The sequence below is a fragment of the Bradyrhizobium icense genome (genome assembly GCF_001693385.1).
In the GTDB taxonomy this organism is placed as follows: Bacteria; Pseudomonadota; Alphaproteobacteria; order Rhizobiales; family Xanthobacteraceae; genus Bradyrhizobium; species Bradyrhizobium icense.
Map to the genome: position 1 here is coordinate 5,616,263 of NZ_CP016428.1, position 16,159 is coordinate 5,632,421.

The window sequence follows — 16,159 nt, forward strand, 5'->3', positions numbered from 1 at the left end:
GCCTGGACAGGCTTTCGATCTCACCTATGCGAGGCTCATGCGAAACGGTGAAAGCCAATGGATATTACCGACGAGCGGAGCCGGCCTGGACGCTGGACCCGTCTACCCGCACAGGGATCGCACCGGCTACGCCGCGCGTTATCGAAGTTCGGCTGGTTGGGAAAAATCATCGCGAGCGATCAATCACGCAACGCGGCACGCGCAGGAAAGGCTCATCATCAGCGCTTCCAGCTTACCACGAATACCCGCGTGATAATAGCAGTCCGGTTCCGGCTTCGCCGTAGTGCGGAGTGGCTTTGCCGCAACACAATTCTTATCGGTTCTGCTCTAGGAAAAGGAGTTGCCGAGCATGCGTCTCGTGGAGACTAAGCGTAGGCGCCATCCGCAATTCAATTCCGGTTCGGAAAGCCGTATCGGGACGCCTTTCGGGTGGACTGGACGTCGCCTGCCGTTCACAGCAAGAGCGCGTTTTCATGTGCACCAAGGTGAACGACTGCGAACATCAGCAGACCAAGGACCTCGCGGTGGATGGTTCTGCACACCCACGACCCGGCACGCCGCCGACAGCTATCTCGTTATGGCCAAGAGCGTCAAAACGTTTGAGCGCTTAACGACTGCCCTTCAGCGGCTATGCAAACAACGCCGGCCTCGTGGAAAACGGTGACACGTGTTGGTTCTTGCACAATCGATGTCACGGCTTGGTCGCCGCAGGCGACCTGCATCCCGGCGAGCGCCAAGTCCGCTTTCATGAGGAGAGCACCAAACCATAGTCCAGGCGTCTACAAATGCAAGAAATCACAAGCCGGAGCGAGTCTCCGGGCGCGTTCGGTTGCGGGTGCCATGCAGACTACCCGCGTGTCTACTACCAGATCCGGTAGATGCCAACGCCAACTTGAGGCCCTAGCGTCCGGCCGTTTTCCCCTGCCGATCATCGAGGAAACAGTAGTGAAGGCAAAGGACGAGAAGCTAAGAAACGGGCAAAACGGCACACCATGACTGCAGCACCAGGGTGGTTACGCAATGCACATCCTCAGGATCCTCGGTGTTTTGATTTAACGGCCGCAGAAGGCGACGAATGGCGGGACGCGTATGCCTACGGAAAATCGATCAGGCAAAAATCAGTTTGTGGAACTTCAACCGATCGACGCGATCACCGCGATCGATCGCCTTGCTAGATCGGATCCGCAAAGGGTTGCGCTGAGGTACGGCGCAGACGAACTCACCTACAAAGCGCTGCGATTAAGATCGGATGCCCTCGCAAGGACGTTACGAGAGCGGGGCGCTCGCGGCATGGTCGTTGGCTATTGGGGTGAGCGGGACCTCGACTGGGCGACGGCGGTAGTTGCAATTTTGAGGGCTGGAGCAACATACCTGCCGCTCGATCCATCGTTACCGGCTTCGCGTACATCATTCATGATCGAGCAGAGTCGCTGCGCTCTGATTATTGGCCCAGACCAGCTGGATTCGCTCAGCCTATGCCAGGCGAGCAGCAAAGGCACCACGCAATTCATAGCGATAGAGGCGGCGCTGCGCGAGGGCCAGACTTCGCCTGTTGTGCCACCATCGAGCGAGGATGGACTCGCCTACATTCTGTTTACGTCCGGTTCGACCGGCCAGCCTAAAGGCGCAATGATCGAGCGCGCAGCCCTAAATAATCATTTGGTGGCAAAGATTGATGCCCTAACCCTCACTCGGACGGATTGCATCGCGCAGACGGCATCGCACTGCTTTGACATCTCGCTGTGGCAGCTTCTGGCAGGGCTTTGCGTCGGAGGCTGTATCGCGATCATTGATGATGCGACACTGAAATCGCCAGTATCCCTTCTCAAAGCAATTCAAGGGTACGGTGTGACGGTTGTTCAATTCGTTCCGTCGATGCTTGCAATATTTGTTGAATATCTGCAGTCGCTTGCGGCGGCTGAGCGAGCTCTGGACAGTTTGCGGATTATTTCAACGGTCGGAGAACCTCTAACACCCGGACTGGCGCGTGCGTGGCTTGCCTTATATCCCCGGGTCCCGATTCTCAATCATTACGGGCCGACCGAGTGCGCGGACGGCGTTACGCATCATCTGGTTTCCGTAGCGCCTGCGCTGGCTGACCCTTATGTGCCGATCGGCAAACAGATTTCTAACCTTGTGGTTTATGTCGCCGACGGACCGCGGCTGTGCAACACGGGAGAGGTCGGCGAAATCTGTGTTAGCGGCGTTGGTGTCGCCGCTGGTTACGTCAATGATGATGTTCGCACCAAGGATGCCTTTGGGCCAAACCCGTTCTCAAACAACCCGTCGTTCCAGCGCCTATACAGGACAGGTGATCTCGGGCGCGTTCGTTCCGATGGCCTTTTCGAATGTCTTGGTCGACGGGACCGTCAGGTCAAAATCCGCGGGCACAGAATTGAGCTGGGAGAAATCGAGGCCCGCCTCGCCGCTCATCATTTGGTACGTGGCGCCGTCGCGGTCGCCTCCGTCTGCGCAGGCGTAAAGCTTACGGCGAGAGATATAACCAGGGCCGAGGGGGAAACTGGATCAAGACGACTCATCGCGTATGTGTCAGCTCCGGCTGAAGTAACGGAAGGCGAGCTTCAGAACTTTCTTGCCGAAGCGCTTCCCACCTACATGCTCCCAGAAAGAATCATCCACCTCGCCAGTATTCCACTGACCAGAAACGGAAAGGTCGATTTTGGAGCATTGCCGGACCCGACCAGTGTTCGCCCTCCATTGCCGACGCCATTCGAGGAACCGCAAACAGAGCTCGAAGCCCAGCTGTGTCACATTTGGTCCGGCGTTCTGCGTATTGAGAACATTGGCGTGACGGACCAATTCATAAGCCTCGGCGGAGACTCGCTCCAGGCAATGCTCATATTGGGCCAGTTGCAGACCCAGCTCGGAGTGAGAACGGATTTCAGGCTGGTCCTGAATGGAACGATCCGATCTCTTGCGGCTTCGATCTCGGCCCGGGTCGACTCCAAACCGTGCACAGCCCCGACGTACGGAAAGCTTATGCGATCGCCTCTGACGCGAGTTCAGGAGCACCTATGGTTTCTCTCGCAGCTCGATCCGTCTGCCAGGAACTACATCATTCAAGGCGGCCTGCGAATAAGGGGCATGATCGATCTGGCGGCGTTCAATCGCGCCTGGACCGATGTCGTTCATTCCCATCAGGCACTTTCGGCACGCTTTATCGACGAGGACGGTCCGGTTCAGCTTTTTGATACTCCGCAATGCGCAACTCTTGAATTGACTGATGCATCTCATCTCACGTCGCAGGAAGCTGAGAAGCTGGTCGCAGAGTTACGGCGAACAGAGCTGAACGGCCGCTTTGATCTCAGCCAAGGCCATCTGTTTCGCGCGCGCATGATCCGTTTTGGACCTGATAACCATCTCATACTGATCACCGCTCACGAAATTATCATCGATGCCTGGTCGATCTCTGTTCTACTCAGGGACCTTCGACAAAGGTACGCAGATGCCGCGGCGTTCTTGCCGGAGAACCGTGCGTCACTCTCGACCTACGCGGTCTGGGAAACACAACACGCTACTCCAGAGGCGCTGGCCAACCAACGTAGCTATTGGCGTCGTCAGATTGGCGATGATCCGCCGGTGCTTTCGTTTGGAACGGGACGAGCGCGGCCGCAGACAAATTCCTACCGCGGCGCCTCGCATGCGGTGCTGCTTGGCAGCGAGCTCTCCAATCAGGTACGTGAGTTTGCGCGCCGACATAGGTGCACCACGTCGACAACACTCCTGGCATGCTTCAAGCTGCTGCTGCGGACGTATAGCGGTCAGGATGATATTATCGTTGGCATACCGCACGTCGTAAGGGATCAACCTGGCAGCGCCGAAATTGTTGGCTTTTTCCTGAATATGCTGCCAATCCGCACCGCGATCGATGTCGGCCAGTCCTTTGCGGTTCAAGCCTTGCGCATCCAGGGCCTGGTCAGCGATGCCATCGCAAATTCGGCATATCCCTTCGGCTGGATGGTAAGGGATACCCGGCTACATCGCGAAGCGGGACGATCACCGATCTTCCAGGTCATGTTCAACATGTACTCCGAGGCCGCGGAGCCACTTGGCCAACATGAGTTGGATCTGACATTCCGCGAATATGAGACCGGCTATGTAAAATTCGATCTGACCTTGTATGCACAAGATCAGGGCGATGAAATTGCCCTCCAGCTCGCGTATGCGGAAGACATATTTTCCAGCGATCTGATTCTCCGCATGGCCGACAATCTGCGCTGTCTGATTGCAGCCTGCGTTGAGAAGCCGCTTGCGCCCATTAAAGATCTGAGCTGCCTCAGCGCGTCAGACGTCACTATGCTGGACTCGCTGAATAGCTCGGCGCAGCCATATGAGACTGAATGTCCGCTTATCGAAGCGTTCGAGCAAATCAGCGTCTCAAATCGCAGCCAAGTGGCATATTTTGGTGATTTCGGTGAGATCACATTCGACCGCCTGCGTGAGCGCGTAACAGCTATCAGGTCGTTACTGCGGGCTTCCGACGTGGGGGCTGGCGATATGGTCGCCATGCTGGTCGACCGGACGCCTGACGTGGCCGCTGTCATTCTTGCGGCACGAGCCTTGCAGTCCATTGTTGTCCCTATATCGCCGGATTATCCGCGTGATCGGATCGAACATATCTTGCGAGATAGTCAGGCAAAGCTTTTGGTTCACGCAAATACCTCTGATCTTGGTTTTGACGTGCCGTCGATTTCTCTATTGACCCTTGAAGGGTGCGGCGCGCCCGCGCACGATTTTGAGTGCAGCGACAAACCATCAGATCAGGGAATTGCGAGCCTCATATACACCTCGTCCTCAACCGGGAAGGCGAAGGGGGTTCTTATACCGGAATCGGCAATTCTCAATCGACTGAACTGGATGTGGCGACGCTTTCCGTTCGACAGTACCGACGTGATGGTTGTCCAGAAGTCCGCATCACTTGTTGCGTCGGCATGGGAGTACTTTGGGGGGCTTCTGAGAGGTGTGCCCACGCTGATCTTGACCCAAGAGCAGTTGCTCGATCCAGATCTGTTGTTGTGCACGTTGGCGAGACGTCGCGTGACACACTTATTTGCCTCGCCGCCGCTCCTATCCGGCCTCATTGCTTCACAAGAACGGCACCCACGACCGACCGCCTTGCGGTTGGTCACAAGCAGCGCCGAACCGATGCCTTCTTCGCTCCCGGTTCGCTGGCATGCGTATTTCCCGGACGTCCCGTTGTGGAACTTCTATGGTGCTACGGAATGTGCATCCAATGCAGCAGTCTACGAAACATCGGATGCCTACGACGGCTCGTCGCTCGTCCCCGTTGGGCGGCCAATCGATAACGTCAAACTGTACGTGCTCGATGCACAGTTGAAGAGAGTTCCTGTCGGGGTCGCCGGCGAACTCTGCATCGCGGGACGCTGCGTGAGCGCTGGGTACTGGCGAGATCAAGATAGGACCAACCGCTGTTTCGTGCCGAATCCGTATGATGACGGACAATACAGCGTTCTTTATCGAAGTGGCGATATCGCACGCATCTCAACCAGCGGCCTTCTCGAGATTTGCGGCCGATCGGACAACCAGGTCAAAGTACGGGGCTTTCGCATTGAGCTGGAGGAGGTCGAAGCGGCCCTTGAGTCTCATCCGGCAATCGCAAAGGCCGCGGTCGTCGCAGAAGGCGCGGATGACCATCGTCGCTTGACCGCTAGCGTGGTTCCGGCTCGCGACAGTCTAAGCTCTGGAGATATTGTCACCCACCTGCGCCACATATTGCCATCCTACATGATTCCCGCCGCCTTCCGTTTGGTTGACACTATCCCCCTTACGGCGAGCGGAAAGATAGATCGTGCTCGCCTGTCGTCCGTTCCTTACCGCGAGGTCGGGCCTGTTCCATCTGCTGAGCCCCGCACGAGGACGGAGCATATTCTTGCCGGGATCTGGCAGGATCTATTAGGCGCCAAGTGGGTCGGAATCGATCAGAGCTTCTTTGATATCGGCGGAGACTCTCTTCTGAGCGTGCGCTGCGTCACGCTGGCGCGCAAAGCCGGGCTGAATCTCACCGTCGACCAACTCTATCGAACACCGACCATCAGGGAATTGGCGGCAGACGGAGCTGCGGTTACACTCCATAGCTTCCCTTCCGCAGATGGCTCATTGCCAGTTACCCCCGCAATCTCATCTTGGTACCGTCTTGTCGGCTTCGATGAGCATTTCAACATCGGCGATCTGTTCTTCTTGCCCGGCGGCGTCCTGAATATCCAAATCCTGGAGCGCGCCCTTGCCCATGTCATGGATAGGCACGAAGGCCTCAGACTCCGTATTGCCCGAACCGGCGATGGTCTACGCCTGACAATCGGACCTTCCGTGGCCGAACGCCTCGTGGAGGAGATCGATCTTGTCGGAATGAACGGCCTACAGCAGCGTAAGGCAATCGAGAGCATCTCAGCAAGACGTCAACATACCTTTCGCTTTGACGGCCAGACGTCTCTTGTTAACGCCACGGTGTTCCGCACATCGCAAAGCGGCGATTACTATCTGCTGGTCCTGATGCATCATTTTGTAGCCGACGGGATAGGCTATCGACTGTTCCTGGAAGCATTGGATGCGGCGTACAACGCCGTTGCCTCAGGCCACGCCGTGAGTGGTCCTGAGAACATACAAATGCTCTCTCCATGGTTGAAGCGCCTTGAGCACTACGCGAACAGCGAAGCGCCAGCCGAACTCAAATACTGGGAGAGCATTGACTACCGTCAGTTCAATTTACACGTCAGCGCCACTTCATCGGCCGGCGCGAGCTTTTCGAAAGTAACCGCGAGAGAGCTTCACTATGCACGTCTTGAAGGCCGCATGGATGAAGCGAATTTCCGATCCCTTTGGGAAGATCAGGCCAAGTACCATTTTGAGATTGATAAAGAAGCGACAGCTGATCTCCTCAATATTACAGCCAGATCGGCGCATTGCCAGGACGTTGATGTGTTTCTAGCCGCCATATCTGGCGCCTGTGGACGCGTTTTCGGCAACTACTCGCTCTGGATTGATAGCCTTACCTCAACTCGAGGTCGGCTGTTTGACGATCTCGATCCATCTCAGATCATCGGCTTTATCAGCGAGCTCGTTCCGCTTCCCTTGAGTCTCACCGGAACGGAGCCCCGTCCCGATCGTGCTCGTTCAATATACCGCCAGCGCAATGCCCTGCCGCGCAGGGGAATAGGCTTTCGGGCCATAAAATTCCTAAACCGAGATCCAGCCGTGCGGAGCCGGATCGATCGCCTCCCCTTACCCAAAATTGGATTGAATTATCGAGCGGGTTTGCAGCGCCATTTTCCACGCCGTCTCCTAGCCAAGGACCCTTCTCCACTCTGGGTCGGCGAAGACAGGGATGAAGCGGCCGTGATTCGGCTAATCTGGTTCGATGTCGGATATCAAGCCGGCCATCTACAGATCGAAACGAGGTATAATCCAACCGAGATCGGTTATGAGGTGACCCACAATCTTTGCACGGTGTTGCAACAGGAGCTGTTGCAGACGATCAGCGAATTCGGAAGAGCTCGCGACACTTTCAACGATGAATGAGCCGGATGCGGAATTCGTCGTCGAGATCGATCGCGATGTCTCGCCAAAGAAAAAGCAGCACATCGATCTATCGGACTCCAATCTCGCGAGTCTTATCCTGCGGCTCGCCATTCCGTCTGTTGTTGGCTTATCGATCAACGCGTTGCAGCAGGTCGTCAACGCGATCTTTGTTGGCGCACTTGGCACGCAAGCGATCGCAGCTGTCAGCATGACCTTGCCGATCGTGGTCCTGCTCGCGGCAGTCGGACAGGGGATCGGTGTTGGAACAGCGTCGTTCATATCTCGTCATCTTGGCGCTGGTGAGTACCTGGAGGCGAGTCGAGGTGCGAGTACTGCACTCGCGCTCGCCGCTCCGATCGGCATCTGCTTTACCATCGCTCTGCTTCTAAACCTGCGAGGGATATTCGAAACGCTCGGGGCAACTCCAACCATTATGCCCGGAGCGATCGACTACGCGGGTACGCTTTTGTTCGGGTACACCCTGATGCTTCTTAACATCATCAACGGCTTCATCGTCAGAGCCGAAGGCAACACACGATTCAGCATGTGGACGATGTTTACTGCCTTCATACTGAACGCTGTGCTTGATCCCGTCTTCATATTCTTACTGGACCTCGGTGTGCGAGGCGCAGCCCTCGCAACGCTGGTATCTCAAATCGCCGCTATTAGCCTGTATATCGCGTATTTTACGAAGCTTCGCGGGATAGTCCTCGTCAGGATATCTCACATCTCGCTGCGAGCAGATCGCATCAAACAGCTCGCGTTCGTAGGGGCGCCGGCAACCATGACCAGTATTTTATCTGCTATTGCCGTTATGCTCTTGTACGGAGCTGCTGCGCCGTTTGGCGACGATTCCATCGCAGCCGTGGGAATAGCTGTGCGAATCTTGACGATCGGCGCACTGCCTATCACGGGCTTCTGTATAGGCTCTCAAGCTGTCCTTGGTTTCGGTTGGGGCGCACGCGACTTTGCTCGTGTATTGAAGGCTGCGAAGTTCATGCTCTCCGTGACTGTCGCTCTTTCCGTCGCTTATTCTGTGGCCGTTGTGATTTTTGCCCGGCCTTTGGTCAGGCTGTTCAGCGATAGCGATAAGGTCACGGAAATTGCCGTCTCGACCTGCATCGTCTTCCATCTCTTTTTTGGACTTTTCGGTATTCAGAGTGTCGTGACGACAATGCTTCAGTCGTTCGGGAGAGCACGCCTCAGTGCGGTTGTGTCCTTGGCTAGGCAGGGCTTTCTCTTCATACCGGCCGTACTGTTATTCCCGGTCATATGGGGTTTCAACGGACTGTTGGCCAGTCAAGCAATTGCTGAGCTGGGCGCCGGAATGATCGCGCTGTTCGTCATGTTCCGCCAGTTCGCTGAGCTCAATCGAGCGCTTCTGGATGCTCAGTCTTGAAGATGATTCTGGTGAAGACCTCGTCAAAATGCTTCTTATCGACCTCGCGGACACGGGCCATTCGGGCATAGTCGGAGACACTGCTGTGAACGGCCCAGAGCTCGTCTGCAAGCCGTTGCAGCGGCGGCGGCAGGTCGAGATGAGCAGCCGCGCTGCTTGACCAGACAGTATCGCCGCCAAATTGGGGACTACAACGGCTTGCAGCACCAAAATCCTAGGGAATAGCCATCGGCAAGGTCCCACCGGCCTGCCACATCGGCCCGGCCAGCTCCGCGAGCAGGATCAAGCTCGAGGATCGATTTCCCTTGGTGACAACGAGCGTCGGAAGCGGCACCAGCTTTCCCAAACGGGCAGCGAATCGCCCCTGCTCGGCGGCATCGTGATGACAATGGTCGCGGAAAAGATGACCTTGTGCTCGAGTAGCACCCTTTGATCGCAGCAATCGTCGGATCCCGCAAATGCGTGCCGGTGGCGAAAACAGCGCATCAAACCGTTCATTAATCAAAGGAAATAGCTCATCCTGGCGCAGACACAGCGTAGCCGCGTGTTTTGTCCTGCTGTATTGTCGCGGATACAACAAGCGCAGGCGCCAGAAGCAATAAGACTTCTCGGGCGCCGCCCGACGCACGCAACACCGCGATCAGCGCATACACGTCGGGTTCCGGCTCCGGCAGTGAGCTTTCAGAAAGTTGTCCATTTGGCCCTGACCGAGGAAGCTGAGATTGTCGTGCTTCAGTTTCGGTGGGGAGAGCCGAATGGATACCCACAAGAATGCGCCTCTGACGCCGAAAGGTCGAGAGGCAATGGTGCGGAGCGTGAGCGAGGGCGGCTCTTGCCCTTGGTGCGGGCTCGATATGGCGCGCAGGCCCGCGGACATCATGTGGCGTCGAAAGACAACACCGATTCACGAGCTCGAGCGGTACATGTGCTGCCGGCACTGCTCTGAGCTACAAGGCTATCCTTTCGAGCGCAGCCATTGGTTGCGCTGCGCCAAAACAAATTACCGATCCCGATCCGCGACGCCGAACGCGATCGCTGGCGTTGTCCGGGGGTTTCATGGACGCGGCAAAGATTGCAATGGGCCACGTGCAGGCTCACGGCTGCGCCGTAGTGATCCAGCTTTTGAGATGGTGAGTCGCGCGAATCCACTTTCTTGCTCATGCGGAGCGCAAGGTGCTCCACATAGTTGGTCGAAATGTTCTAGGATCGCATTCGAGACGGATCCAAGCATGCATGGCTAAACAATTCACTCAGCGAAGCTCGAAGCCGACCCTCCCTGCGGCAGATGAAGGCTTGACCAGCCATGCCGTGCTGGGCGCGACGATCGGCAATATGCTCGAATTCTACGATTTCGGGACCTATAGCTTTTTCGCCATCCAGATCGGTCACGCGTTCTTCCCGGCGAAGGATCAGTTCGCCAGCCTTATGCTGTCGCTCGCGACCTTCGGAGCGGGTTTCGTGACCAGACCCATCGGGGCCATTGTGATCGGCTCGTACTCGGATCGAGTCGGACGCCGGCCCGCAATGACCGCCAGTTTTGTCATGATGAGTGCCGCGATACTCGTGTTGGCTGTTACGCCCTCGTACGACACGATAGGGATCGCCGCTCCGTTATTGGTTATTTTCGCGCGTTTGGTGCAGGGCTTCGCCCTGGGAGGCGAAGTCGGTCCGACGACGGCCTATCTGATGGAAGCGGCCCCGGCCGGACGCCGGGGCCTTGCCGTCTCGTTTCAGCCTGCCAGCCAACAAATAGCTGCAACGGCCGGAGCGCTGGTCGGAGAAATGCTCTCCCTCACCATGACAAGCGAGTCGCTGGATGCGTACGGATGGCGGATCGCGTTTCTGCTCGGTGCCTGTACGCTGCCGGTTGGACTTTGGTTGCGCAGGGCCCTGCCCGAAACGCTGCACCGACCTGAAGCGCCGGCCCTCGCCGTCGAGCCCGCAAGGAAATTGCGTGCCAGCCGCCGCATCATGAGCTTGGGATTGATCATTTTGGCCAGCTGCACGATTATCACCTATGTCACGGAATATATGACGACTTATGCACTGAACACCCTGCAAGTTGCCGCGCCTCTCGCCTTTGCGACCACGCTCGTCAGCAATGCAGTAGGCATTGCTGCCGCACTCCTGGGCGGTTGGCTCGCAGATCGGGCCGGACGCCGGCCCATCATGATATGGCCGCAAATCGCCGCGCTGCTGATGACCTATCCGGTGTTCTTGTGGATCGTAGAGAGCCGCAGTCCCATGGCGCTTCTCGGAGGTCTCGGCGCGCTCACCCTGGTCGGAACGATTCCGTATAGCGCCTTCTATGTCGGCATGGCCGAAGGCTTGCCCAAGAGCATCCGCGGCGGCGCCTTCGCGACGATCTACGCTGTTGCGATAGCGACCTTCGGCGGCACAGCTCAACTCATCGTCGCTTGGCTGACCCACGTTACTGGGAACGCGCTGGCGCCCGCTTGGTACATGCTTGTCGCTACCGCGGCCGGGCTCTGCGCCATGCTGATGATGCCCGAGACGGCACCGTCGAAAATTCGGGCCGCGAATACGCGGAGCCCGTAACAGCTTTGGATAATGCGACAACGGGTTACGGCTCCAGCCAGAGCCGCTTGCTGCCGCTCATCCTGTCGGCGGCGAAAACGATCAGTGCGGCCTTCATCTTCAACCCGACGAGAACGTGTTTGAGATTGGAGATCAGTCGTCGCTGCACTTCCTGATGGAGCCCCTCCGGGAGACATTTCCGGATCCAGGCCTGCGGTCGAGAGATTGACGTAGCCTGAGGGCTGCTCTGGTAGCTCGATAAGGCAGAACAAATTCGGCCTCCGTGTATGGTCGTGTCCCACAACCTCTAGGAGAGCGTGCCTTGCGATCGCGGTCAATCTGCTTCGTGCGTCCGGTTCGCTATGCCGGCGCTGCGGGATCTCCTTCTGGCCGGTTGAGACGATCTTCAACACGCCGTCGGACAAGCTTGACGAAGGCTATTGTGAGGGCCGCGATGGCCTTGCCGATGCCGGCGGTCGGAATTGTGACGGTACGGCTCATGCGCTCCCCCTTCGTGCGCCTATCGTTCCACCAACGTCCGGGCGCGACTTGACGATGTGCGAGGTTTCCGCCTGCACGAGGCCGTCCTTTACGATGCGACAGATCATGCGGTGCGAGCCCTTGAATGCAGTGCCGGTCCACTTTTCGAAGCTGTCGGAAGGGGGCGTTTCCCAAGTCAGTTACTTGTGTTCGGCTGCTTCGTCGCCATGATTTTCCACGTGCCAGACGATCTTGTAGGGTGGCGGCACGTTGGTGGACTCGACGGTGAATCTCAGGGCGACCTTCTTCGGCAGTACGGAGGAGCCGCTTTCGTACCGCTTGTACGTCTTGCCTCCCTCCGTCCTCGCGAGATCGCATCGAATCTTGTCGAAGTAGGAAGTCGGCAGGATGGCTCCGAAGCATCAGTATTGGAACCAATGACAGCTGCGGACGATCTATTCGGGTTCGTACCAGAGGCTCTCGATCTTGCCATTTACCAAATGTACCGTGACTGTACCGTCAGGCCGCAGGTGTATTTGTGTTGATCGGCTAATTGGATGTAGGCATCGCCGATCTCTTTTGTCCGCATCCTTGGATCAAGTTTAGCGATAAGTTTTCCGGTCCCGCGTATCACTACTTCGACCGCCACGCCCTGCAACACGCTAATCAGAAACGCGTGCAGGGCTCCCGGAACGGTTGTAAAGCCCAACCAGTTCAGCGCTAAGACAAGCAAGCCGCATTCGTGGGTAGATTTTTCGTCGTCAAAGTTCGGATCCCACTCCAGCACTTCGAAATCTGAATCTGCATCAAGAAGTTCGTGAAGTGTTTTTCGACGCAGCCTGTGCGCATCCCATGCCATTTCCCCATCGTCCGGCTCATTGGCAAGGCGGTTGCTTAAATCGCGATATACCCATATGCGCATGGTCTCAATTTGAGGCATGCTCTCCTCCTGACATCGCACATGGTCAGCATGATGCCTCCAGATATGCTTATTGCACTCTGCTGTTGAGGCCCCACTTGGCCGCGTTACCGCGGCGGGATCTGTTCCCTACGCGTGAGATAGGTTTGGAAGTCTACAATACCAACGCTCCTCGTACCGATTCTCCCACCGGAGGCAGACGTTTCCGCGCGATTGGCAGACACGCTCCAGAGGCGCCGGAGGGTCTCTGACTTGCGCGTAATAGCAAAACTCCAATTCGATCATCTTCGTGCACACCCGTCTGGTCTCTCCAACTAATGTCGGAACCAACCCTGACGGGCATATCGAAGGCAAGGCAGGTATGAGATGCTCTAGGCCGGGAGGCCCAATCCGCGTGTCGGGCGCTCTTTCAAGGACGCTAATAAAGAGGCCTTCTGGAATGGTGATTCCTTTGGTTGCCAAAAACAGATGGACGTCGGCGCGCGCCTCTCTCCAAGTATCGTCGTCCCCTCGAAGCGCTCTGCAGAGCAAGCACGACATCTTCTGTAAGGAAGTCAGAAACCACGCTAAAGCTTTGTCGGGTAAGCTGGCTTCCTTGGCGTGGAGTGACGGGAGCGGGCGTGGTCATGGGCGAAACTCCGCTTTGGCCTCGAATTGCGACGAGTCCGAGCTTCCGGAGCTAGATCAAGGAACCTGACATTCTCCAGATGACCTTCGAATAGTACTATCATTTTCCAAGATATCTGGAAGCCGAAACGGGACTGGGCCCACGGCATGGCCTGGTGCAGCCATGGCTCACTCGCTCGCTTCTGTCGGCCACTGATAGAGCGGACATTTTGCCCTCCGCGAGCTACTGTACTAGAACGTCCCTTCCTCGGCTCGTTTTGCAACAGGGCTTTTGGCGCGTCGGCAGATGGACGCTAGTGAGATCAATTCGCAGTAAGGCACGTCGAGCCTGGAACCAAGTTATGTCGCATGAGCCCCCTTGCACTCCCAACGAAGGGGGCGCAAGCTATTGCTGTAATCACTTGAAGGGTCGACTTACACGATGCGATCGGTGGGTGATCACTTTTACACGACCTCAGCGGCCGAGCGCGATAACGCCATCGCCACTCTAGTCATCTGGAACGCAAAGTTCGTCACATTATATGATAGCTCGAATCTCTCGATGGAGGAGAGCGCTTGTGACGAATGCGGGTGTGAGAGGCCGGCCCATCGCGCCGTTGGTGCTGAGTGCGCAGGAGCGAGCGTACTTAGAGAGGCTTCCGGACGACGCGAACCGGTAAAATGCCGTTAGCACGAAGTTGTGCAACACCGCCTGGAATGCGATCGCAGGATTTTCTGCGAGCGCATCCCGCAATGCCAGCGTACGATGAGCCGTCAGCTCGGTGATGAGTCGATCCGGCAGAGGTTTCGCCGCATCCTCATCATCTTCTTCGGCATCGACCGAGTGACCGGCGACTGCGATCACCGTGCGCTGGACGGAAGTGCTAGCCCCCTGCCCTTCGGTCGACGACAGATCAGCACCCTGTGCGACATCAGGATCAGCTGCTGGCACGTCATCCTCTGGCCGGACGTAGCCTCGGTCCACAGAAAGGCGTCCTTCGGAATCGATGCTGATGAAGATGCCAGCTCGGGCGATCTCGGCCGGATCGTAAAGCACCGGCCGGTCTTCGAACGCCATCAAGGCCTGCTCGATTTCGCCGAGACGCTGATCGACCTCGTCGGGCAATTCGTCGGCATCCTGGTAATCGGATTCAAGCTTGGCTTGCTCGGCATTGAGGGCGTCCATGGTGGCTTGCTCCTCAGGCGAGAGATCGACAGGTTTGCCCTCGAGTTCGCGCAGGCCGTTCGTATGTCCGTACGAGAAATCGACCGCTATCGAAATCCACTTCCAGCCTTCGGCGGCGATCCTTTCCGCTTCGAGTTTCAGCTGGTCGGTGACAAGACGGTCCAACAACAAGGCAACGTCCTGCAGATATCCGCCATCGTCATGTTCGAATAGGTCTCGCATGACGCCGCCGCCTGCTTGCTCGTAAGCTGCGAGTCCAACAAACCGCACACGGCGATCCGACGCGCAGACCGTCGTTTCGGTCAACAGGCGCCGAATCTGGTATGGCTCGTCATAGCCTCGTTCCCGTCGGCATCAAACACGGCTCGGACATTCAGGCTCTGCAGGAGCGTACGCGCCGCGATGCTTTCGGCGAGTTGCTCGATCGAAATGCCCGCCTTCACATGACGGACGTTGGATTGGCTCAACACCAGCTTGTTGAATGGAATGTCGCGTGAGGGTGATAGGGTGATCTTTGGGACAGCCTTCGTCATGTCGATTCTCCACGACGGGCGGCCGAGAGCCTCTCTCTCGGCCTCCAACCCGTCGGTGCGCTAAATGAGATGCGTCCCCTCGCCTGCTTCGCCGGCATCTGGACGAATTGGACGTCCGTCCGAAAGGTCAAGAAAGGCGAGACCACCAACGACCTCTACGCGTTCCTCACGACGGAGCCGAATGCAGAGGTCGGCGCCATCCATCCCAAGGCCATGCCGGTGATCCTGACGACGCCGGAAGAGGTCGAGTCCTGGATGACGGTCCCTGCGAACGAGGCCCTGAAATTGCAATTGCAAAGGCCGCTTCCGGATGGAATCCTCCGGGTCGTCGCCCGCGGCGTCAAGGAAGACCCAACAGGGCCCACGAGTGACCGACGAGACTGATTACCAAGGGGCCATCACCGCATCAGCGCAAGATCATCCATGTCGATATGGATGCCTTTTACTCATCAGTGGAGCAGCGGGACAACCCGGAATTGCAGGGCAAGCCGGTCGCGGTGGGCGGATCCAAAGGGCGCAGCGTCGTAGCTGCTATGAGCTATGAGGCGCGCAAGTTCGGGGTTAGGTCGGCGATGCCTTCGGTGACAGCCAAACGGCAATGCGCAGAGTTGATCTTCGTAAAGCTGCGCTTCGAAGTTTATAAGGAGGCCTCTCGACACATCGCACGACGCAAGGCTGATTTCGATCCTGCCAACCGTGCCGGTATTGAGTGGAATCTCCTTCGTTCCGTGAGCGGTTCGGCACCACGCGAGAAACCGATGATTGTCAGCTATTGTGGTTCGCAGCGGCGCGGCAGTCTTGGTCGCAGCGAGGTGCTGCTGGCAGACCTCAATGGCGATCGGCATGTTTTCGATTTCGAGACGTTGCTAGACAACGTCTGCGAGGATCGCGTTCCAAGCGCCGCACCACGACGCCGATCAAAAACGCGCAAGGCTTCTCGC

At 57.2% G+C, this 16,159-nt stretch carries 8 protein-coding genes and 3 pseudogenes; 5 read left to right on the forward strand and 6 right to left on the reverse strand.

What is annotated here, in order from left to right:
* Nucleotides 1-1,089: 1,089 nt before the first annotated feature.
* Nucleotides 1,090-7,557 (forward strand): non-ribosomal peptide synthetase, encoded by a 6,468-nt coding sequence (locus tag LMTR13_RS26245; protein WP_065730306.1) that lies wholly within the window; start codon nucleotides 1,090-1,092, stop codon nucleotides 7,555-7,557.
* On the forward strand, nucleotides 7,550-8,956 hold the full coding sequence (locus tag LMTR13_RS26250; protein WP_065730307.1) for an MATE family efflux transporter: 1,407 nt from the start codon (nucleotides 7,550-7,552) through the stop codon (nucleotides 8,954-8,956). The genes LMTR13_RS26245 and LMTR13_RS26250 overlap by 8 nt, the downstream gene beginning before the upstream one ends.
* A 214-nt stretch (nucleotides 8,957-9,170) precedes the next feature.
* On the opposite strand, the gene LMTR13_RS42900 is transcribed toward LMTR13_RS26250, so the two are convergent.
* Nucleotides 9,171-9,584, reverse strand: a complete 414-nt coding sequence (locus tag LMTR13_RS42900) for a hypothetical protein (protein ID WP_236843136.1) — start codon at nucleotides 9,582-9,584, stop codon at nucleotides 9,171-9,173.
* Between the two features lie 605 nt (nucleotides 9,585-10,189).
* On the opposite strand from LMTR13_RS42900, the gene LMTR13_RS26255 reads away from it, so the two are divergent.
* Entirely contained in the window at nucleotides 10,190-11,515 is a 1,326-nt protein-coding gene (locus LMTR13_RS26255; RefSeq protein WP_065730308.1) for an MFS transporter, read from the forward strand.
* Between the two features lie 25 nt (nucleotides 11,516-11,540).
* Here the strand turns inward: LMTR13_RS26255 and LMTR13_RS43195 are convergent, their stop codons facing one another.
* The 5 genes and pseudogenes from LMTR13_RS43195 to LMTR13_RS41950 all read right to left on the reverse strand — a co-directional run.
* On the reverse strand, nucleotides 11,541-11,663 hold the full coding sequence (locus LMTR13_RS43195) for a hypothetical protein (protein WP_257784719.1): 123 nt from the start codon (nucleotides 11,661-11,663) through the stop codon (nucleotides 11,541-11,543).
* A gap of 191 nt (nucleotides 11,664-11,854) precedes the next feature.
* Nucleotides 11,855-11,995, reverse strand: a complete 141-nt coding sequence (locus tag LMTR13_RS41260) for a hypothetical protein (protein ID WP_156795806.1) — start codon at nucleotides 11,993-11,995, stop codon at nucleotides 11,855-11,857.
* Nucleotides 11,996-12,174: 179 nt separating this feature from the next.
* Nucleotides 12,175-12,384 (reverse strand): nucleotide-binding domain-containing protein, encoded by a 210-nt coding sequence (locus tag LMTR13_RS43860; protein WP_197521180.1) that lies wholly within the window; start codon nucleotides 12,382-12,384, stop codon nucleotides 12,175-12,177.
* An 83-nt stretch (nucleotides 12,385-12,467) separates the two neighbouring features.
* Nucleotides 12,468-12,914: a hypothetical protein gene (locus LMTR13_RS26260; RefSeq protein WP_156795807.1), complete on the reverse strand. Its 447-nt coding sequence runs from the start codon at nucleotides 12,912-12,914 to the stop codon at nucleotides 12,468-12,470.
* Nucleotides 12,915-14,154: 1,240 nt separating this feature from the next.
* Nucleotides 14,155-15,218 (reverse strand): annotated as a pseudogene (locus tag LMTR13_RS41950) (DNA-binding protein); the annotation flags it as partial.
* Between the two features lie 57 nt (nucleotides 15,219-15,275).
* Between LMTR13_RS41950 and LMTR13_RS26275 the strand changes: the two are divergent.
* Nucleotides 15,276-15,602 (forward strand): annotated as a pseudogene (locus LMTR13_RS26275) (SOS response-associated peptidase family protein); the annotation flags it as partial.
* 47 nt (nucleotides 15,603-15,649) lie between these two features.
* Nucleotides 15,650-15,907, forward strand: a pseudogene (locus tag LMTR13_RS39855) (Y-family DNA polymerase); the annotation flags it as partial.
* Nucleotides 15,908-16,159 lie beyond the last annotated feature (252 nt).

Bases quoted from the DNA above. Each gene is read 5' to 3' on its own strand.
- LMTR13_RS41260 (WP_156795806.1), bottom strand. From the start codon at position 11,995: ATGAGCCGTACCGTCACAATTCCGACCGCCGGCATCGGCAAGGCCATC.
- LMTR13_RS26260 (WP_156795807.1), bottom strand. From the start codon at position 12,914: ATGCCTCAAATTGAGACCATGCGCATATGGGTATATCGCGATTTAAGC.
- LMTR13_RS26250 (WP_065730307.1), top strand. From the start codon at position 7,550: ATGAATGAGCCGGATGCGGAATTCGTCGTCGAGATCGATCGCGATGTC.
- LMTR13_RS26255 (WP_065730308.1), top strand. From the start codon at position 10,190: ATGGCTAAACAATTCACTCAGCGAAGCTCGAAGCCGACCCTCCCTGCG.
- LMTR13_RS26245 (WP_065730306.1), top strand. From the start codon at position 1,090: ATGCCTACGGAAAATCGATCAGGCAAAAATCAGTTTGTGGAACTTCAA.